The organism is Thalassospira mesophila (genome assembly GCF_002115755.1).
GTDB classification, from domain to species: domain Bacteria; phylum Pseudomonadota; class Alphaproteobacteria; order Rhodospirillales; family Thalassospiraceae; genus Thalassospira; species Thalassospira mesophila.
Genome location: NZ_JFKA01000005.1, coordinates 334,249 through 353,519, shown reverse-complemented (window position 1 = coordinate 353,519; position 19,271 = coordinate 334,249). Strand labels below are relative to the sequence as shown.

The window sequence follows — 19,271 nt, the reverse complement described above, 5'->3', positions numbered from 1 at the left end:
CTTCCTCCCGGTTCCCTCCCGCCACCTTTGTAAAAACTGCCTGATCATTTTTCCATTCCATTTCATTGATCCATTTACCCAAAACAAAGACCAAGAAGGACCCGGGTATGCGAATTTTTTGCGCTTCCATTGCGACTGAAACCAACACGTTTTCGCCCCTGCGAACCGATATTTCCGATTTCCGCGAAAGTTTTTATGCAGGCCCTGGCGACCACCCCGAAACGCCAACATTATGCAGTGCTGTTTTTACCGTTGCCCGCGCCCGCGCCAAGGCCGAAGGGTGGGAACTGGTGGAAGGCACGGCAACCTGGGCGGAACCGGGCGGGATTGTGAACCGCGATACCTATGAATATTTACGCGACGAGGTACTGGCCCAGCTTAAAGCCGCAATGCCGGTGGACGGCGTTGTATTGGGTCTGCACGGGGCGATGGTCGCACAGGATTATCTCGATTGCGAAGGCGATTTGTTACAATCCGTGCGCGATATTGTTGGCCCCGATGTTGTGATTGGTGCCAGCTTTGACCCGCACAGCCATTTAAGTGCCAAACGCTTTAATGCAGCCGACGTGCTTGTTGCGTTCAAGGAATTTCCCCATACCGATTTTGTCGAAGCAGGGGCCGCAACCGTTGATCTGGTTTTGCGCACCATTCGCGGGGAAATAAAGCCGGTCAAGGCGGCGTTTGATTGCAAAATGATCGAAGTTTTGCCGACTTCGCGCGAACCCATGCGATCCTTTGTTGATCGGATCAAGGCAATGGAAGGCCATGACGGCATTTTGTCGGTCTCGGTTATTCATGGCTTTATGGCAGGGGACGTGCCCGAAATCGGGTCACATGTTATCGTGATTACTGATAACAAAGCCGATCTGGCCACCCAAACAGCCAGGGATCTGGGGATGGAGCTGTTCGGGTTTCGCGGCACCACCCGGCCCGATTTTATTACCCCCGATCAGGCGATGGCGAAATTGCCCGATATTATTGCGACCCCGGTTGTCATTACCGATGTTTGGGATAACCCCGGTGGCGGGGTGCCCGGTGACTCCACAATTTTGCTGCGCAAGGTTATGAATAGCGGCCTTCAAAATTATGCCTTTGGCACGATCTGGGACCCGATGGCAGTGCGGATTTGTTTTTCGGCGGGCGAAGGCGGTGTTTTGCCGCTGCGCTTTGGCGGCAAAACATCCTCGACCGGGGGTGCACCGGTGGATGCCGTTGTTCGTGTGAAAAAATTGCAGCGGAATTCCTGGCAAAGTTTCGGTGATAGCATCGTGCCGTTGGGCGATTGCGCCTTGATTGAGCTGCCCGATGGCGGCGAAGTGATTTTAAACAGCAACCGGGCGCAAAGCTTTGATCCGGATCTTTTTGCCAATATGGGCGTTGACCCTAAAGCAAAGAATTATCTGTTTATCAAATCCACCAATCACTTCTACGATGCGTTTGCTAAAATTGCCGGTGAAATTATCTATGTGAATGTTCAGGGCCCCTATCCGTCAGACCCGAAAACAAACGGGTATAAACACCTGACGCGCAAGGTCTGGCCGATTGTAGATGATCCGTTTGCCGCCGCATCATGATGAAATCGAGTATAGAATGACCGAATTTGCCGAACTCGACACGCCCTGCGCCATTGTTGATCTTGATTGCGTTGAACGCAATATTCGCACTTTTCAGGAATATTGCGACGAACATGATATTGCCTTGCGACCGCACATCAAGACCCACAAAATCCCCGATTTCGCGTTGCAGCAAATTGCGGTCGGGGCAAAGGGCATTACGTGCCAGAAAATCGGCGAAGCCGAAATTATGACGGATGCGGGCATTGGCGATATTCTGATTACCTATAACATTATCGGTGCGCGCAAGCTGGCACGATTGCGGACATTGGCAGACCGCATCGATCTGTTGCGTGTGGTTGTTGACAGTGAAACTGTGGCGCGCGGGCTTTCAGGCGCATTTGCCGATGGGCAAAAACCATTGGAAGTGCTGGTGGAATGCGATACCGGTGCCGGGCGGTGCGGGGTGCAATCCCCAACCGAAACCGCTAATCTGGCGCGGGTCGTTGATGCTCTGCCGGGGTTGAAGTTTGTTGGCTTGATGACCTATCCGCCAAATGGCGGCATGACAAAGGTGGAAACGTTTTTCCGCGATGCCATGGCTAAATGCGCAAATTTTGACCTGGAATGCCCGGTGCGCAGTTCGGGCGGAACCCCCGATATGTGGCAGGCCCATAAGGCTCCGGTGGTGACTGAATATCGTATTGGTACGTATATTTATAACGATAAATCGGTGATGGCACGGGGCGGTTGCCTGGAAGAAGATTGCGCCTTGCGTGTCCTGACCGAAATCGTGTCGCTACCGGCGCCGGGCCGCGCGATTATCGATGCCGGGTCAAAGGCTTTGACGTCGGATTTGTTCGGGCTGGAGCATTTTGGCTATGTCGTTGGTCATGGCGATGTCACCGTGAAATCGCTGAGCGAGGAACATGGTATTCTAACGTTTGACCCGGCAACGCAGCCGTTTGAAATTGGCCAGCGGTTACAGATTATTCCCAACCATGTCTGCGTGGTCAGCAACATGTTTGACTATGTTCAATTGTGCCGAAATGGCATTTTTGAAAACCCGGCCTTTGTCGCCGCGCGCGGCAAAATGGTTTAATTTCGGTCAGGCTTTCGATATATGACCGGTGACAGAACAAACGGCATTCCTGTTTCATCGGGAATGCCGTTTTGAATTGTCAGACGTCTTTATTGGGCAAATAGCCGATAAAGCCGGTGATGCGCCATTTTTTGTCGGCCCCTTTCTGGCAATAATAATGCGTTTTCCACAACAAGCGGTCTTCGCTGCCATCGGCCTTTTTGATGCTGCCATTAAAATGTTTGCGCGCAAGGGCGCGGTCGCCGTTTATTTCAATATGTTCCAGTTTGGTCGCGGCAAAAATCGCGTCAAAAAGCGGTTCGGCATAGTCGGTGCTTTGGCCGGCGCGCGCCTGGGTAAGCCATGTTTCGCGATAGGCGAGCAGGTCGGGAAAGGCCAAAGTCCAGTCATCGGGGTTGGCCGATGTGTGGGCGTCGATGGCATAAAACCCGTTGGCGGCAAAATCGTTTTCCACCAGTGCCCAGTCGGCCAGCACAAAGGCAGTTATATCGCGCGGGACCAGCATTTCCCAAATCGCGTTACGATCGGCGTCTTTGGTGGGGAACGGGCAGGTTTGATCGGCTGTCATAATGGGTCCCTGTTCTTGGCAGTATTACATTTTGCAAGGGCGCACTGTGCCATTTTTCCGGGGCTGATGACAGGAATATGAGCAAAAAATACGTATTTATACGTACAAGAAATAAAAAAACTTTAAGCTTAAACAAACTGGTTATTGCAACGGCGAGCGAATTGGGGATGAATAGAAAGGCAACAAAAACAAGTCAAAAACAAACGATTTAAAATCAGGTTTCAGGGAGACTGTAAGATGTTGGCAAAAAGAAAAAAGGCGGCCCTTTTGGGGGCGGCGGCATTGTTGATGGGCACCTGTGCGGCGGGGATTTCTGCGCAGGCGGCCGAGCCGGTTAAAATTGGCATGATCACCACCCTTTCAACCGGTGCCGGGTATTTGGGCGATGATATGCGCAAGGGGTTTGAACTGGCGATTTCCGAACATGACGGCAAATTGGGCGGGGCGGATATTGATCTGATCGTAGAGGATGACGGGCTAAAACCCGAAAGTGCCCGCCAGATTGCCACCCGCATGATGGAAAGCGAACATGTTGATCTGATGACCGGCATTATCTTTTCCAATGTCGCGATGGCCGTTGTGCCCAAGGTGGTGCGCGACGGCATGATTTACATTTCAACCAATGCCGGCCCCAGTGCGCTGGCGGGTGCGAAGTGCAATGCCAATTATTTTAATGCCGCCTACCAGAACGACAATATTCACGAAGCCATGGGCCAGTATGTTCAGGATCAGGGCTTTAAAAAAGTTTACCTGCTGGCCCCGAATTACCCGGCCGGTAAAGATGCTCTGGCAGGCTTTAAGCGGTATTACAAAGGCGATATTGCTGACGAGGTTTACACCAAACTGGGTCAAACCGATTATGCTGCCGAAATTGCATCTTTGCGCGCGGCAAAACCCGATGCCGTGTTTTTCTTCTATCCCGGCGGCATGGGCATTAATTTTATCAAACAATATGCCCAAGCCGGTTTGAAAGATGAAATTCCGTTGTTTGGCCCGGCCTTTTCCGCCGATGAACATTTGGTTGATGCCGTTGGTGAAGCCGCCGTTGGCATGAAAAACACCTCGCATTGGTCGCCCGATATGGATAACGCCGCCTCGAAAAAGTTCGTGGCCGGTTATTTTGCCAAATATGGTGCGAAACCCAGCCTGTATTCGGTGCAGGGCTATGATGCGGCCAACCTTATTGGCAGTGCCATTTCTGCCGTGGGTGGGGATATGTCGAAAAAAGATGATTTCCGCGCGGCTTTGAAAAAGGCCGATTTCTCCTCGGTGCGTGGCAACTTCAAATTTGGCAATAACAATCACCCGATCCAGGATTTTTACGTGCGCGAAGTCGTTGCCGACCCGGATGGGGGCTATACCAACAAGCTGGTTGGCAAGGTTTTTTCAAACCATGTCGATGCCTACGCCTCCGAGTGCAAAATGTAATTTTACCCCGCGCAATTTAACCAGTGGCCGGTCTTGTGCCGGCCACTGCGTTTTCGCATTTGCACCGGAAAATAATCATGCTTTTGTTTCTAGAACAGCTTTTGAACGGGCTGCAATTTGGCGTGACCCTGCTTTTGATGGCATCGGGATTGACCCTGATTTTCGGGATCATGAACCTGATCAATCTGGCCCACGGGTCGCTGTTTATGGTCGGCGCCTATGTCGGGGCGACCGCCATTGCCCATGGCTCGGGCTTTTTTCTGGGTCTTTTGGCCGGGGTTGCCGCCGCCGCTCTGACCGGGATGGTGATGGAATTTGTCATCATGCGCAGGCTTTATCGCCGCGACCATCTGGATCAGGTATTGGCAACCTTTGGCCTGATTTTGTTTTTTAATGAAATGGTTAGTATCATTTGGGGTCGCCAGCCCATTGCCATGGACCCGCCGGCATTTTTATCGGGCACGGTCGAAATTATTCCCGGTGCACCGTACCCGGCATTTCGTCTGGCCGTTATCGCCACCGGCATTCTGGTGACGGGCTTTTTGTATTTTCTGGTAATGAAAACCCGTATTGGCATGTGGATACGGGCCGGGGCATCCAACCGCGAAATGATTGGTGCGTTGGGGGTTAATATTTCGCTGCTTTATACCTTGCTGTTTGGCTTTGGCGCGGCACTGGCCGGGTTGGCCGGTGTTATGGCGGCCCCGTTCAGTGCTGTTCAGTCCGGCATGGGGGAAAATATCCTGATCCTGACCTTTGTCGTGATTGTGATTGGCGGCATAGGCTCCATTCGCGGGGCGGTTGCCGGTGCGCTGTTAATCGGCCTGACCGACACACTGGGCCGGGTTTATATCCCCGATCTGATGCGTTTGTGGTTGCCGCCATCGGTGGCAGATGGTGCTGGCGCGTCACTGGCATCGATGATGATTTATATTTTAATGGCCGTGGCTCTGGCCTTCCGTCCCCGGGGGTTGTTCCAGACACATGGTTAAAAACATTTCACGCCAAGGCTGGGCGACATTGGCGATTTTTGTATTGTTGGCACTGGTGCCGCCGGTGGCACATGCGTTTGATAATGCGTTTTTAATTACGATGTTTAACCGCGCGGTTATTTATGCAGTGGCCGCGGTCGGGCTGGATCTGATCATTGGTTTTGGCGGTATGGTCAGTTTTGGTCATGCGGCTTTTTTTGGCATCGGCGCCTATACAGCGGGTATTTTGGGCACCCATGCGTTTGATGGCAGCGACTTTATTTTTGGCTGGACGGGCAGTAACGACGCCTTTGTTGTCTGGCCGCTGGCGATGCTGGTGGCGGCATTTTTCGGGCTGATTATTGGTTTGATCAGCCTGCGCACCTCGGGTGTTTATTTCATCATGATCACGCTGGCCTTTGCCCAGTTATTCTATTTTTTCTTTGTGTCCCTGTCGCAATATGGTGGGGCAGACGGATTATCGCTGTGGGATCGCAACGTCATTCCGGGCCTTGATCTGTATGACCGCGATACATTTTATTATCTGTGTTTTGCCATTTTGCTGGCGGTGTGGTTTTTGCTATCCCGCCTTGTCGGATCGCGGTTTGGCCGGGTTGTTATCGGTTGTAAACAAAACGAACGCCGCATGCGCGCCCTTGGCTATGACCCGCTGCTTTATAAGCTAACCGCGTTTTGCATTTCCGCCGCCATTGGCGGGTTGGCCGGGGCGTTAATTGCCAATCATTCCGAATTTGTCAGTCCCGGGCTTTTGCACTGGTCGCGGTCGGGCGAATTGATGGTGATTGTTATTCTGGGCGGGCTGGGCACCCTGGTCGGGCCAATATACGGGGCCTTGGCGCTGTTTTTAATGGAAGAAAGCCTGGTGTCCTTTACCGAACACTGGCAGGTCATTTTAGGCCCGGTTTTGATATTGGTCGTGGTGTTTTTTCGCGGGGGCATTGTTGGTTTTCTGTCGGGCGCGGGCAAAACAACGGTAAAGTCAGGGGGCGATCATGGATAATGTGCAAGGTCGCCCGGTGTTTGAAGCGCGCAACCTTTACAAAAGCTATGGCGGTTTGCGCGCCACCGATGATTTATCGATCCAGCTTGAAACTGGCAAAATCCATGCCCTGATCGGCCCCAATGGGGCCGGTAAAACCACGGCCCTGTCGCAATTGTCGGGCGAATTACGCCCCGATGACGGGCAGGTCTGGTTTGACGGGCAGGATATTACCCGTTTTTCGATGCCCTGGCGCGCCCGGATGGGGGTGGCGCGGTCGTTTCAAATCACTGCGATATTTGATGATTTCACGGTGGCCGAAAATGTCGCCGTGGCGGTGCAATCACGCACCCGGCATCATTTTTCATTCTGGCGTGCGGTTTCGCGCGATGCCGGGATTAATCAACGGGCAATGGCGTTGCTTGAGCAGGTTGGATTGGGCGGTTTTGCATCCCGCCGTGCAGCCGATTTGTCGCACGGGCAGAAACGCCAGCTGGAAATTGCCATGGCATTGGCGTTGGAACCAAAGGTTTTGTTGCTAGACGAGCCAATGGCGGGCATGGGGCCAACTGAAAGTAATCAACTGGCCGAACTTTTGGAAAAACTGAAGCCCGATTTCGCAATTTTGCTGGTTGAGCACGACATGAATATTGTTTTTCGGCTCGCCGATGTGATTTCGGTTCTGGTCAACGGGGCCATGATCGCATCGGGCAGTGTCGATGATGTGCGCGACAATGAAGACGTTCAAAAAGCCTATCTGGCGGAGGGGTACTGATGCTGGAACTTCAGAATGTCGAAACCTGCTATGGCAGCAGCCAGGTGTTATTTGGCGTGAATATGCAAGTCGGCCAAGGCGAAATCGTCAGTCTTTTGGGTCGCAATGGCATGGGTAAAACCACCGCCGTTCGATCCATAATGGGGTTAACCCCGGCCAGGGCTGGCACCATTCGGTTCAAGGGGCAGGATATTTCGCGCCAAAAATCTTTTCGCATTGCCCGTGCGGGCATTGGTCTGGTGCCCGAAGGGCGGCAGATTTTCCCGAATTTGTCGGTGCGCGAAAACCTGATTGCAACTTCACGCGGGCAGGGGTGGGATCTGGCAAAAATATATGGCCTTTTCCCACGGCTTGCCGAACGGCAGAATAATATGGGCAATCAGCTATCGGGGGGCGAGCAGCAAATGCTGGCGATTGGCCGCGCGCTTTTAACCAATCCCGATTTGCTGATTTTCGATGAAGCCAGTGAAGGTCTTGCCCCGGTGATCAGGACCGATATCTGGGCCTGTATTCGCAAATTGCGTGACCTGGCCCAAACCGTTTTGATCATTGATGGCAATCTTGATGCGTTAATGGCGGTGTGTGATCGTCATTATGTGCTGGAAAAAGGCAAGATTGTCTGGAATGGTTCTTCTGAACAATTTGCAAATGCCCCGGAAATAAAGAAAAATCATCTTGGAATTTAACAACGGGCATTTTAAAGCAGGGAAAATATCGATGGGCTGGGGCGGTTTTACAGAAGCAGAAGTTGAGTGGCAGTATAATCCGCGCGAAACAGTACCGGATTTCGCCGATCATTTCGCCCGCTTCGTTGCGGCATCAAATGATGTGCGGGCAAAGCTTGATCACCAGTCCGATGTGCGGTTTGGACCGGGCCCGAAGGAAACCTTTGATGTTTTTCCAGCCACAAGCCCCAATGCACCGATCCATGTGTTTTTCCACGGCGGTTATTGGCGCAGCCAGGACAAAAAAGATTATACCTTTATTGTCCGCGATCTGGTGGCCGACGGTTACACGGTGATTTGCGCCAATTACGATTTGTGCCCGGATGTTACCGTTGACGAAATTACAGATCAGGCCGTTCGCTGCATTAAATATGTTTACGAACATATCGACGATTTTAATGGTGACCGCGACCGGTTAAGCATTTCCGGCCATTCGGCAGGTGGGCAAATTGTGGCCCGTTTGGCCGCCCATGACTGGGAAAGCGAAATTGGCGATGCCACGCCGTTTAATGCCGCGGTACCGGTTTCGGGTGTGTTTGACCTGGAACCACTGCGTTTCACCAGCATGAATGGCGATATCCGCCTGACCGAAGACAGTGCGGCCGATAATTCCCCCATGCTGGACGCGGTGCCGGTCGGGGTTAAAATGATGCTGGTGGTTGGTGCGGTCGAAACCCCGGAATTTGTCCGTCAAAGCCAGGTTTATGCCGCCTATTGTGCCAAGTCCGGGTTGATTGTGCCGGTACATCAGGCATGGGGTGCCAATCATTTTACCGTGCTGGAAGAACTCTATCTTCGCGATGGGGCGCTATATGGCAACCTTAAGCGAATTATCGGCTGATACCGCCGGGAAACGGCACGAAAACACCTGTTTTACATGTGATATTCGGGGCAACATGCGGTGACGTTGGGGGCCCGATATGCTAAGGTAAACTTGCGTTACCAATTGAATAATCACAAACTTTACAGGTAGGCCCCATGCGTTTCGTTACTGCCGAAGATATTGATCGTTCTGTTCCCCCGCGCGATATGGTTGAAGCCCTGCGCCGCTGGTTTGCCAAGGGCTGTGAAACGCCGCTTCGCAGCCATTTTAACATGGAACGAACCGGCGAAGACGACGCAACCTTGTTGATCATGCCTTCGTGGGAAAAGGATGGTGCTGCCGGGGTCAAGGTGGCAGCCGTCGTGCCGGGTAATTCCGCACGTAACCTGCCCGCTGTTTCGGGTATTTACATATTATTGGATGGTGTCACCGGCCAGCCTGCGGCGGTGCTGGATGGCACCCGGCTGACCACGCGGCGCACGGCGGCGGCCTCGGCCCTGGCGGCGGATTATCTGGCGCGCAAGGATGCCAGCCATCTGGTTATGGTCGGCACCGGGGCGATGGCCCCCAACCTGATTGCAGCCCATGCATCGGTCCGCCCGATTAAAAAAGTAACCATCTGGAACCGCCGCCCGGAAAAGGCAGTAACGCTGGCGCGTGAAGTTGAACTTTTGGGGTTTGAAGCATCTGGCACTGATGATCTGGAAGCGGCGTGCAAAACCGCCGATATCATTTCGTGCGCTACGCTCAGCACCGAACCGCTGGTGCGCGGGGCATGGCTGCCCGGGGGTGTTCATGTTGACCTTGTTGGGGCGTTCAAACCCACCATGCGCGAAACCGATGATGATGTGATGAAAAAATGCCGCGTCTATGTCGACAGTTTTGATGGCGCATCGGCCGAAGGCGGCGATGTGGTGCAGGCCATTCAGTCTGGTGCCATCAGCAAAAACGATATCATTGGCGACCTGTTCGATCTGACACGCGGTACGGTTAAAGGTCGTCAGTCCGATGATGAATGTACGGTGTTTAAATCGGTCGGTCATGCGCTGGAAGATTTTGCGGCCGCTGTTAGCGTTGTCGAGGCGATGGATAAATGATCAGCACCGATTTGTTTGGCCCCGATATGCTGATCAGCTATCGCGGCAATGTCGTGCCGGAATGGATCGATTTTAACGGCCATGTCAATGTTGGCTATTATATCGTTGCCTTTAATCTGGGGTCGCTGGCGTTTCTCGATGCCGTCGGGCTGGGGCGGACCTATCCCGCACGGCGCGGCGGGTCGACCTTTGCGCTGGAAATGCACGCCACCTATGACCGGGAAATTCATGTGAATGAACCATTTGAATTACACACCCGGGTGCTTGATTGCGATGCAAAACGCATTCACATGTATCATGAAATGCGCCACGCAAATGAAGGCTGGCTGGCGGCGACCAACGAAATAATTACCATGCATATCAATATGGAAACACGGCGATCAGCCCCGTTTCCTGACGATATTTTCAAAACACTTGATGGTATTCGGGGCGCACAGCGCGATTTACCGATGCCATCTGGCGTGGGTCGCACCATTGGTATCCGGCGCACGTAATCCTGCCGTGATTTTTCAGGGCACCGGATTGTTCTGGTTGGCGGGCACATACAGGTTACAGGCCTTGCGGTCGCCATCGACATAAACGGTGCTGTCAAACACCATGCCGATGCTTTCAAGCAACCGGATTGAACGGTTGTTGCCGGGCAAGGTAAAGCCGACAACCCGTTTAAGGCCCAAATCCTGATAGGCATATTTCAAGGTGGCTTGTGCGGCCTCGCGGGCAAAACCCTGGCCTTGCCATTGATCAAGAAAGGCAAAGCCGATATCGGGATCGGGCAGGGTTTGCCGTTTGACCAGCCCGCAAAGGCCAATTGTTTCCCCGCTTGCTTGTAAATCGACAAGATACAGGCCAAAACCATCGCGGTGATACGCCGCGATCAGGCGTTCGTTGATATAAACCGCCGCTGTTGCCAGATCGCCAATATTGCGGTCGCCAATATATTCAATCCAGTCCGGCTGGTTTAACAATCTGTGTATAAAATTGGCATCATGCGGCGTTGCCGGGCGCAAGGTCAGTCGGGGTGTTTTAATTCGCAGCATCTGAAATCGCCTGTCTTTCAGCGTAAAAAACATGCAAATGTTACCCGTTAAAATGCTACAGTAACAACATCTTATCAAGGCATATTTCACCTTTGGCGACGGAGAAAAACATGGCAGTTCGTCCGATCAGGCTTGGCTTTGAAGGGGCAATGGGCGCATCGCTTTCAGCACGGCTGGATTTGCCTGCAGGGCCTGTTTTGGCCTATGCCCTGTTTGCCCATTGTTTTACCTGCACCAAGGATTTGACGGCAGCGCGTAAAATTGCCCAAGCCTTGAACGAGCAGGGAATTGCTGTCTTGCGGTTTGATTTTACCGGGCTGGGCGGCTCCGGCGGTGATTTTGCCTCGACCAACTTTACCTCCAACCTTGAAGACTTGCGCCGAGCGGCGGATTATATGCGGGTCGAGTATGAAGCCCCCAAATTGCTGATTGGTCATTCACTGGGGGGCGCGGCCATATTGGCCGTTGCCGGGGATATTCCCGAAGCAATGGCCGTTGCCACCATCGCCGCACCAGCAGATATTGACCATGTAACCGAAAATTTTGCCGACAAACTGGCCGAAATTCGTGCAGCAGGGCAGGCCGATGTGTCGCTAAGCGGTCGTCCCTTTGTGATTAAAAAACAGTTCCTTGATGATCTGGCAGTGCATGATATTGAAAAATCGGTCGCGTCTTTGCATAAGGCGTTGCTGGTGTTACATGCGCCAATGGATCAAACCGTTGGCATTGATAATGCCAGCCGCATTTTCACCGCGGCGTGGCACCCCAAAAGTTATGTGTCGCTAAACAAAGCTGATCATTTGCTGCGCGACCCTGACGACGCGACCTATGCCGCCAATGTTATTGCGACCTGGGCCCGCCCCTATGTGGTGGCAAAGGATGCCGCCGCATCATCCGGCACCACCCCGGCGGGGGCAGATGAAGGTATTCTGGCGCGTGAAACCGGCCTTGGAAAATTTCAAACCATGCTGGTGGCGGGCCCGCACCGGATGCTGGCCGATGAACCCGAGGGGGCAGGCGGCCTTGCAAGCGGTCCTTCGCCCTATGAATATCTGGCAGCGGCATTGGGGGCCTGCACCTCAATGACGATCCGCATGTATGCCGATTTCAAACAGATCGCCCTTGATGGTATTTCGGTGCAGGTCACGCATCAGAAAATCCATGCACGAGACTGCGCGGATTGCGGCGACGGGCCGCATCAGGACACCGCCAGGATTGACCGGTTTGAAAGGGTTATTACCTTGCAGGGTGATTTAAGCGATGACGTGCGCAAAAAGTTGATTGAAATCGCCAATAAATGCCCGGTTCACCGCACACTTGAAAGCAATGCGGTTATTTTTACCCGTGACAGCCGCGATCAATGACGCGGTTTGCGGCAGCTTAACCGGCGCGATCCGTATTGATATTCAGATTATTGCGCCGCCTTGAAATCTGCGCTGTCATTGGCGTTGATGTGGGGAAGTAACCTGCTGGCGCTTGTCGCGTTGGGAAACAACACCCGTTTGACCCCGACCAGCGCATCCAGTGCTTCGGCCCGTTTACCGGCAGGTTCGTTTGCGACCTGTTCAAGACAGTGTTCGATATCAAACAGCAACGCATCGTCAGGTTCCAGGGCTTTGCCTTGTTTTAAGCGTTGGGTGAAAAAACCGGCAATGGCAGAAAGGACGGCATCGATGGCATCGCGGCTGGCCGGGCCAAGGCGGCGGCGTTCGCGTTGCAAAACCAGAATGTTAAAGCCCAGACGTACTTCGGCAAAACCATCAACCTTTGCCAGTTCGCGGTCTTCAAGGCTGGCCAGCCTTGGAACAAGCTGGCCCAATCGGTCAAGCATGCGGCCCGACAACGCCGCGTGGTCGCCGCCATGTTGCCCGGCGGCAGTATTGGCCAAATCGGCCCACCCCGCACGCATCAGGCGGCGTGCGGCCAGTTCGCTGCCAAACGGGCGCACCAGCAGGGTCCAGACCAGCGAGAATGCGATCCCGATCAGCGAGGCGATCCCGCCGTTCAGGAACGAATCAAAATTAACGCTGAAACGGTTTTGAAGGGCGATGAACGACGCCGTTGATACTGTGAGTAACATGGCAATAATTGCATATTGCGGGCGTGGCATCAGGGTGCCCAAAATCAGGAAAGGTGGGGCAAAAGCCAGAACCAGCAACGGAAAGCCATCGATGCGGGGCAAAATCAGAAACAGATAGACAAATGATAACGCCAGACTGGCGGAAAACCATTTGAGCAAAATCATAATGAACGGGGCCGGTCTGTCCATCGCGGCGAAAAATGATCCGCTCACCGCCGTCATTAATACTGCCCCGGCCCCATATTGCCAGCCAGACTGGATCCACGCCAAACTTGCAATCAAGGTTGCCAAAACGGTTGATCCGCATGAAAACAGCATCATGCCGTAATCATAATACCGGGTTTGCCCAATAACCTTGCGATGACGAAACAGGGCGCGCCAGTGGCGTTTGTGTTTGCCATCGGCGATGATATCACGCAGGGAATTACAATCGCGCCACAGATAAACAATTTCGCGCAACCGCGCCATTGCGCTGGCGCGGACCATATTATCCCAAACATGGGTTTTTGTCGGGTCGGATATGTCGGCGGCATCTATCCGCGCGATTAACGCGTGGGTCGTTTCATCATTGATGTTTTGCGGGGTGTCAAACCAGTCGGCGACCGCACATAAAACAGGGCTGATATCGGCGGGCAAACCCTGATTGTTTTGTTTTAACGCGTGAAGCCGGTCCGCCAGGGATGAAAACAGCGGCAGCAACATTAAAAGGCGGCCACGCAATTCGCGTGTTGGCCTGACGACTTCGCGTGTTTTCACATCATAGCGCAACTGGCTCAGCAACATATTTAGCCCGGTAATGTCGGCGGCAAGTTTTTGGCGCTTTACCGGTGTTTCCGGGATGGCCCCTTCACCGCGCAAAATTTCATCGGCCCAGCTTGCGGCATCGTTCAGCCATTTTGAAATATTGCCATCGAGCAGGCTGTTGACACTCACAGGAAAAACAACAGCATTGACGATGCTGGCACACAATATGCCCAGAATGATTTCCTCGCTACGCGCCAGGGCGGTGTCAAAAATCAGTTCCGGTGTACCAACATCGGGGAGGGCGATAAGTGGTAACGTATATCCCGCCAGCATGAAGACATAACTGCGCGGGGTACGGTCCAGCATCGAAATATAAAGCAAAACCCCGGTCCAAAGTGCGACCACAAGGCTCAGCAATTCGGGGGAATTGACAAAAACGGGAACAAAAAACACGGCAGCACAGGCACCGATCACGGTACCCAGTGCACGATACATTGCCTTGGACCCGGTCGCACCTGCCAGCGGATTTGACACAACATAAACCGCCGCCATCGCCCAATAGGGACGGGGCAGGTCAAAAAACAGCGCGATATAAAGCGCAAGCATGGAAGCAACAAAGGCTTTGCTGGAAAAAATCCAGTCGCGCCAGGTGGGAAAGCTCACATTCAGGCTCCGGCCGTCTTTGCAGTTTGTGATGCGGCTGCAGGTGCCGCCACGCTCTCGCTGGTGTCGTCGTCAAACGCCTGAAAAACCCGAAGGGTTGCTTCAAGGTCTTCGCGGGTGACATTTGCCAGAATACGACTGCGAAGCTGTATCAATAATGCTTCCATCTTGGTCGCCAGTTCCTGGCCTTCCTGCGTTAACCAGATACATTTTGCCCGCCGGTCGCTGGGGTCTGCCTTGCGTTCAATCAGGTTGTTGGCTTCCAACTGGTCTAGCAAGCGCACAAGAGATGCACTTTCGATACCGATGCAATGCGCCAATACCACCTGCCGGGTACCACCGCCCATACGGCTGATCCAGATAAGCGGCGATGCACAGGCTTCGGATATACCGTGATGACCCAAAACCTGTGTTGCTGCCCGGCGCCAGTGACGCCCGGTTTGCAACAGGTTTGTGGTTACGGTTTGGCGTAAAAGGTCGATGTTTTCCATAAAATATAGTTAGCATACAAATTATATGCTTACAATATGAATTGGAATAAGGAGAACCTATTGGGGGCGGTGTCTTAACGCGAGAGGTATCAAAATGGTGGTTTTCGCCGAGGGAGAAGGTTTTAGGGTGTGCGATCAAACCATTGTTTGGCGCAGGTGTCGTAAGGGTCATTTATCAGGTGGATTTCCGCAAAGCTGACGCCACAAGCCGTGATTATATTGCGTCGCCAAAAGGGTTTTTGCTTCCGGGGTCGGATCGCTAAGGCAAACGAAGAAATGACTGAGACAGCTTTGGGGTGGAACCGGGCGACAAAAAATGCCGCCCGGATGGATTGTTGGTTATTTGGCAGCGGTAATAATGAATTCGACCTTGTAGTCCGGGGTTGCCAGTTTGGCTTCGCCGCACGCGCGGGCCGGGGTATGGCCCTGTGGCACCCAGGCATCCCAAACGGCATTCATCTCGGCAAAATCGCTCATGTCAGCCAGCCAGATCACGGCTTGCAGGATGTTTTCCTTTTTTGAGCCGCATTCGGCCAGCAGGGCATCAACCTGTTCCAGGCATTTGGTGGTCTGCGCGCTAACAGATGCGCCCGGTTCGCCAACCTGACCGGCCAGATATACGGTGTCACCATGGACAACTGCCTGGCTCATACGCGGGCCGGTATGGAAACGTTCGATGCTCATTTTATGCTCCGTTTTTCTTTGGTTTAAAGTATCGGTGTAAAATTCAGGCCTGCGGGTTGGTACCACACCAATCGGCAATAAACAGGGCCAGAACTTCGGTGACTTCCATCACCGACGAAATTGAAACCCGTTCATCAATGCCGTGAATGCGTTCTGCCTTTGGCCCGTAACATGTGGCCGGGATATTGCCATAAATCTGGAAAAAACGTGCATCCGTTGTTGCGGTTGATGCATAATTTTTTATTGTGTTTCCCGTGACTTCGCGGTGCAAATCGCCAATCATTGTCATCATCGGGTGGGTTTCATCCATCACACATCCTTCGGCCTGAAAGCCGCGATAGCCGAGGGTGAATGTGGCACCCTTGCAGGCGGGGTGATTATCTGTCGCCGATTTTGCAACGTCGTTGATCATGGAACGAATTTCGGCCATATCCATGCCGGGATAGAACCCGATGCGAATATCGGCGTCACAGGTTGGCGGCACGGTAGATGCCCACTCCCCGCCCGAAATTTTACCCAGATTAAAATTAACCGGATGATTATGCGCACCATAGGCTTCGTGCCGGTGGCCGGGATGGTTCCACAGGTCTTCGACTTCCTTTAGCGTGTCAAAAAAGCCATAGGCCGCCTCAATCGCGTTGCTGCCCGCCGATGTATCAAGCACATGGGCGGGGCTGCCGGTAACATGAAGCTGAAACCACATCACGCCAAGTTGCGCTGTCATCAGGGTTTGGTTGAAAGGTTCGGGGATGATGGCGCAATCGGCGCGATACCCGGCATGCAGGCAGGCCAGCGCGCCATTGCCGGTGCATTCTTCCTCGACCACGGATTGCAAAATAACCGGCGCGGCGGGTTCTAGCCCAATATCGCGCAAGGCCGAAAGTGCATGGCAACTGGCAATGAGGCCGGCTTTCATATCGCCCGCCCCACGGCCATACAGCCAATCGCCAATAACGTGCGGGCTGAACGGCGGTTGTTGCCACAGCTCTGCCGGGCCGGTGGGCACCACATCGATATGCCCGTTCAGGATCAGGCTGCGGCCTGTTATTGTTGTGGGGGTATGAATGCCAACAACATTTTCACGTCCGTCGTAATCATCGATTACCGGGGGTGAAAAACCCGGTTTGTCGCGCAGGGTGGCAATATCGATCGCAACAGTTTCCACATCCAGCCCCATCGCGCGGTATTTGTCCGCCATCCAGTTTTGGGCCGATTGTTCCTGCCCTAACAGGCTGGGCAATGTCACTAGCTCGGACACATCGGCAATGATTTGGTCCTGCCGGGCACGCACAGCCTTGCGCAAGGTTGACCGGTCGGCTTTGGGATGTGACATGGTTGGAAACCTTTGCGTTAAGACAGGGACAGCCGGGTGGGCGATAATGCGGCCTGGGTTACACCCAGTTTTTGCATTGCGGCGGGAACATCTTCGCCGCAAATCATGCAGGCGGCATATTCGCCCATTGCCGGTGCGGTTTGAATGCCGTATCCGCCTTGTCCCGCCAGCCAGTAAAAACCGCCATGGTCGGGGTCAAAACCCGAAACCGGGTCGCCATCGGCAAAGAAACTGCGCAGCCCGGCCCAGCTTTCGCCGGGGCGGTTTACCGTCAGGGTGGTGGCGGTTACCAGCCGGTCAATCGTAATGGCAATGTCAAGTTCTTCGGGCTGGGCATCTTGCGGGATGGTGGGGGTGGCATCGGCGGGAGATACCAGCAAACGCCCGGCATCGGGTTTGAAATACAGGCCTTCATCAATGCTGGAAACCATATGCCAATGATCGGCATTCATTCCGGCGGGCAGGTCAATCATCACGGCCGTGCGGCGTTTGGGGGTTAGGCCAAGGGGTTTGATCTGTGCCTGTTTCGCAATTTCATCGGCCCATGCCCCGGCGGCATTTACAACAACGGTGCCCTTAAAAACGTCGCCATTGCCAATTGTTACCTGCCATTCAACGCCTGTTTTTTCAATGCCGGTTACATCGGCCCGGGTCACAATCGTGCCGCCCATCTTTTTAAACTGGGCAATAAACCCCCAATGCAACGCATGGACATCAATATCCATGGCATCGGTTTCTAGCGCCCCGCCGATCAAAAGTTCGGGCTTAACAATCGGCACCAGTTCGGCAATTTGTTCGGGGCTAAGGGCGATCACATTTGCCCCGTTGGCACGGCCTTCGGTTAAAAGCTCGTCAAACTTGGCTTCTTCACCGGGCATGGCGGTAACAATAACACCGCGCGGGGTCAGAATCGGGTGGGATGTGAAACCGTCGGGCGGTGACAGAAAAAATGCCTTGCTTGCGGTCGACATTTTGCGAATGATTTTGGGACCGTATGTTTCACTATATAGCGCTGCGGACCGGCCCGTGCTGTGATAGCCAGGCTGATCTTCGCGTTCGAGCACAATCACTTTTTTGCCTTTCTTGGCCAAAAAATATGCTGCAGACATCCCGGCGATACCGCCGCCAATAATGATAATGTCAGCTGTGATCATGATCGTGCCTCCGCAAAACTTCCTAAAAACTGCACCAGATTATCGGCCAGCGTTGGGCTGACATAGCCCCCTTCCTGAACTATCACGGTGGGCAGGCCGATCAAGCTGATTTTACGGGCGATTTTACCAAACCCGCCGGTGCTGACGGTTAAGCCGCCAAACGGATCATCGCGTGAGGCATCCAGCCCGCAGGCGAGAACCAAAGCGCCGGGCGCATAATGATGGATGATGTCGGTTGCGCGATCCAGGGCCGATAAAAACACATCATCGCCGCTGCCAAGGGGCAGGGGAATGTTGTGGTTATATCCCAATCCCCGGCCTGTTCCGCGTTCCTGGGCATGGCCCCAGTAAAAGGGGTAAAATTGCGCCGGGTCGGCATGAATCGACACGGTTAAAACATCGTCGCAATCATAAAATATATGCTGGGTGCCGTTGCCATGATGCAGGTCGATATCAAGGATGGCGACGCGGCCAAATTGTTCGCGCAGTTGCCGGGCGGCAATGGCGGAATTGTTCAGGTAACAAAACCCCCCGGCAATATCGCGGCTGGCATGGTGGCCGGGCGGGCGGCACAGCGCATAGGCGCAATCGGCATTATTGTCATCGCGCACATGGCGGGCTGCAGCGACAGCACAATTGGCACTGCTGCGCGCCGATTGCCATGTGGTGGCCGAAACCGGGCAGGATGTATCGCCCAAATGAAAACCGGCCTGTGCGGCGGGTGTTTGCGGGTAGGGGCCGGTACGGTCAAACGGGTGAATATGGGGCACGACAATTTCGGCCCCGCCCGCAGCGCGCCAGTTATGATGGATGTTTTCCAAAAAACGCAAATATTCTGGCGAATGTACCTGTGCGATTGGCGCCAGCCCGAAATCAGCCGGGTTTTGCGGGATGATGCCGAGTTTTCCAAGCGCCGAATTAAGGATTTCAGCGCGCTCGGGCACCTCGGGAATGGGTTTTCGTTCGCCACCCACCATAAAAGTCTGGCCGTGGTGCAACATTTGATCGGGTGAAAAATAGGCATGCATCATCGGGCCGCCCTT

Annotated in this window: 19 protein-coding genes; 11 read left to right on the top strand and 8 right to left on the bottom strand. The window is 53.7% G+C overall.

The window, feature by feature from the left end; genetic code table 11:
• Positions 1 to 107: 107 nt before the first annotated feature.
• Together TMES_RS13825 and TMES_RS13820 are read left to right on the top strand one after the other, a co-directional pair.
• Complete coding sequence (locus tag TMES_RS13825) at positions 108 to 1,574, top strand: M81 family metallopeptidase (RefSeq protein ID WP_085583474.1); 1,467 nt, start codon at positions 108 to 110, stop codon at positions 1,572 to 1,574.
• Between the two features lie 16 nt (positions 1,575 to 1,590).
• Entirely contained in the window at positions 1,591 to 2,655 is a 1,065-nt protein-coding gene (locus TMES_RS13820) for an alanine racemase (protein ID WP_085583610.1), read from the top strand.
• A gap of 79 nt (positions 2,656 to 2,734) precedes the next feature.
• On the opposite strand, the gene TMES_RS13815 is transcribed toward TMES_RS13820, so the two are convergent.
• The gene (locus tag TMES_RS13815) at positions 2,735 to 3,223 is read right to left on the bottom strand and encodes a hypothetical protein (RefSeq protein WP_085583472.1); all 489 of its coding nucleotides are present in this window, start codon (positions 3,221 to 3,223) and stop codon (positions 2,735 to 2,737) included.
• 237 nt (positions 3,224 to 3,460) lie between these two features.
• Here TMES_RS13815 and TMES_RS13810 point away from each other — a divergent pair, with 237 nt between their 5' ends.
• From TMES_RS13810 to TMES_RS13775, 8 genes are all read left to right on the top strand, one after another.
• Complete coding sequence (locus tag TMES_RS13810; RefSeq protein WP_085583470.1) at positions 3,461 to 4,651, top strand: ABC transporter substrate-binding protein; 1,191 nt, start codon at positions 3,461 to 3,463, stop codon at positions 4,649 to 4,651.
• A gap of 77 nt (positions 4,652 to 4,728) precedes the next feature.
• Complete coding sequence (locus TMES_RS13805) at positions 4,729 to 5,643, top strand: branched-chain amino acid ABC transporter permease (protein ID WP_085583468.1); 915 nt, start codon at positions 4,729 to 4,731, stop codon at positions 5,641 to 5,643.
• Positions 5,636 to 6,643, top strand: a complete 1,008-nt coding sequence (locus tag TMES_RS13800; RefSeq protein ID WP_085583466.1) for a branched-chain amino acid ABC transporter permease — start codon at positions 5,636 to 5,638, stop codon at positions 6,641 to 6,643. The genes TMES_RS13805 and TMES_RS13800 overlap by 8 nt, the downstream gene beginning before the upstream one ends.
• Positions 6,636 to 7,397, top strand: a complete 762-nt coding sequence (locus tag TMES_RS13795; RefSeq protein ID WP_085583464.1) for an ABC transporter ATP-binding protein — start codon at positions 6,636 to 6,638, stop codon at positions 7,395 to 7,397. The genes TMES_RS13800 and TMES_RS13795 overlap by 8 nt, the downstream gene beginning before the upstream one ends.
• Positions 7,397 to 8,083 carry an ABC transporter ATP-binding protein gene (locus TMES_RS13790; protein ID WP_085583462.1) on the top strand — a complete coding sequence of 229 codons (687 nt, stop codon included), beginning with the start codon at positions 7,397 to 7,399 and terminating at the stop codon, positions 8,081 to 8,083. The genes TMES_RS13795 and TMES_RS13790 overlap by 1 nt, the downstream gene beginning before the upstream one ends.
• Positions 8,073 to 8,963 carry an alpha/beta hydrolase gene (locus TMES_RS13785; RefSeq protein WP_245835419.1) on the top strand — a complete coding sequence of 297 codons (891 nt, stop codon included), beginning with the start codon at positions 8,073 to 8,075 and terminating at the stop codon, positions 8,961 to 8,963. Before TMES_RS13790 ends, TMES_RS13785 begins: the two co-directional genes overlap by 11 nt.
• Before the next feature lie 137 nt (positions 8,964 to 9,100).
• Entirely contained in the window at positions 9,101 to 10,042 is a 942-nt protein-coding gene (gene lhpI / locus TMES_RS13780) for a bifunctional Delta(1)-pyrroline-2-carboxylate/Delta(1)-piperideine-2-carboxylate reductase (RefSeq protein ID WP_085583458.1), read from the top strand.
• Complete coding sequence (locus tag TMES_RS13775; protein WP_085583456.1) at positions 10,039 to 10,536, top strand: thioesterase family protein; 498 nt, start codon at positions 10,039 to 10,041, stop codon at positions 10,534 to 10,536. The genes lhpI and TMES_RS13775 overlap by 4 nt, the downstream gene beginning before the upstream one ends.
• A 15-nt stretch (positions 10,537 to 10,551) precedes the next feature.
• Here the strand turns inward: TMES_RS13775 and TMES_RS13770 are convergent, their stop codons facing one another.
• Positions 10,552 to 11,079, bottom strand: coding sequence for a GNAT family N-acetyltransferase (locus tag TMES_RS13770; protein ID WP_158091238.1), 528 nt, complete (start codon positions 11,077 to 11,079; stop codon positions 10,552 to 10,554).
• 110 nt (positions 11,080 to 11,189) lie between these two features.
• Between TMES_RS13770 and TMES_RS13765 the strand changes: the two genes are divergently transcribed.
• Positions 11,190 to 12,443 carry a bifunctional alpha/beta hydrolase/OsmC family protein gene (locus tag TMES_RS13765; protein ID WP_085583452.1) on the top strand — a complete coding sequence of 418 codons (1,254 nt, stop codon included), beginning with the start codon at positions 11,190 to 11,192 and terminating at the stop codon, positions 12,441 to 12,443.
• A 47-nt stretch (positions 12,444 to 12,490) separates the two neighbouring features.
• Here the strand turns inward: TMES_RS13765 and TMES_RS13760 are convergent, their stop codons facing one another.
• The 6 genes from TMES_RS13760 to TMES_RS13735 all read right to left on the bottom strand — a co-directional run bounded on the left by TMES_RS13760 (position 12,491) and on the right by TMES_RS13735 (position 19,259).
• Positions 12,491 to 14,566, bottom strand: coding sequence for an FUSC family protein (locus tag TMES_RS13760; protein ID WP_085583450.1), 2,076 nt, complete (start codon positions 14,564 to 14,566; stop codon positions 12,491 to 12,493).
• 2 nt (positions 14,567 to 14,568) lie between these two features.
• Positions 14,569 to 15,057 carry a MarR family winged helix-turn-helix transcriptional regulator gene (locus TMES_RS13755; RefSeq protein ID WP_085583448.1) on the bottom strand — a complete coding sequence of 163 codons (489 nt, stop codon included), beginning with the start codon at positions 15,055 to 15,057 and terminating at the stop codon, positions 14,569 to 14,571.
• A gap of 339 nt (positions 15,058 to 15,396) precedes the next feature.
• Positions 15,397 to 15,741, bottom strand: coding sequence for a RidA family protein (locus tag TMES_RS13750; RefSeq protein ID WP_085583446.1), 345 nt, complete (start codon positions 15,739 to 15,741; stop codon positions 15,397 to 15,399).
• Between the two features lie 43 nt (positions 15,742 to 15,784).
• Positions 15,785 to 17,074 carry a M20 family metallopeptidase gene (locus TMES_RS13745; protein WP_085583444.1) on the bottom strand — a complete coding sequence of 430 codons (1,290 nt, stop codon included), beginning with the start codon at positions 17,072 to 17,074 and terminating at the stop codon, positions 15,785 to 15,787.
• 17 nt (positions 17,075 to 17,091) lie between these two features.
• Positions 17,092 to 18,228, bottom strand: coding sequence for an NAD(P)/FAD-dependent oxidoreductase (locus TMES_RS13740; protein ID WP_085583442.1), 1,137 nt, complete (start codon positions 18,226 to 18,228; stop codon positions 17,092 to 17,094).
• Positions 18,225 to 19,259 (bottom strand): histone deacetylase family protein, encoded by a 1,035-nt coding sequence (locus TMES_RS13735; RefSeq protein WP_143589652.1) that lies wholly within the window; start codon positions 19,257 to 19,259, stop codon positions 18,225 to 18,227. Before TMES_RS13735 ends, TMES_RS13740 begins: the two co-directional genes overlap by 4 nt.
• Between the last annotated feature and the right edge of the window lie 12 nt (positions 19,260 to 19,271).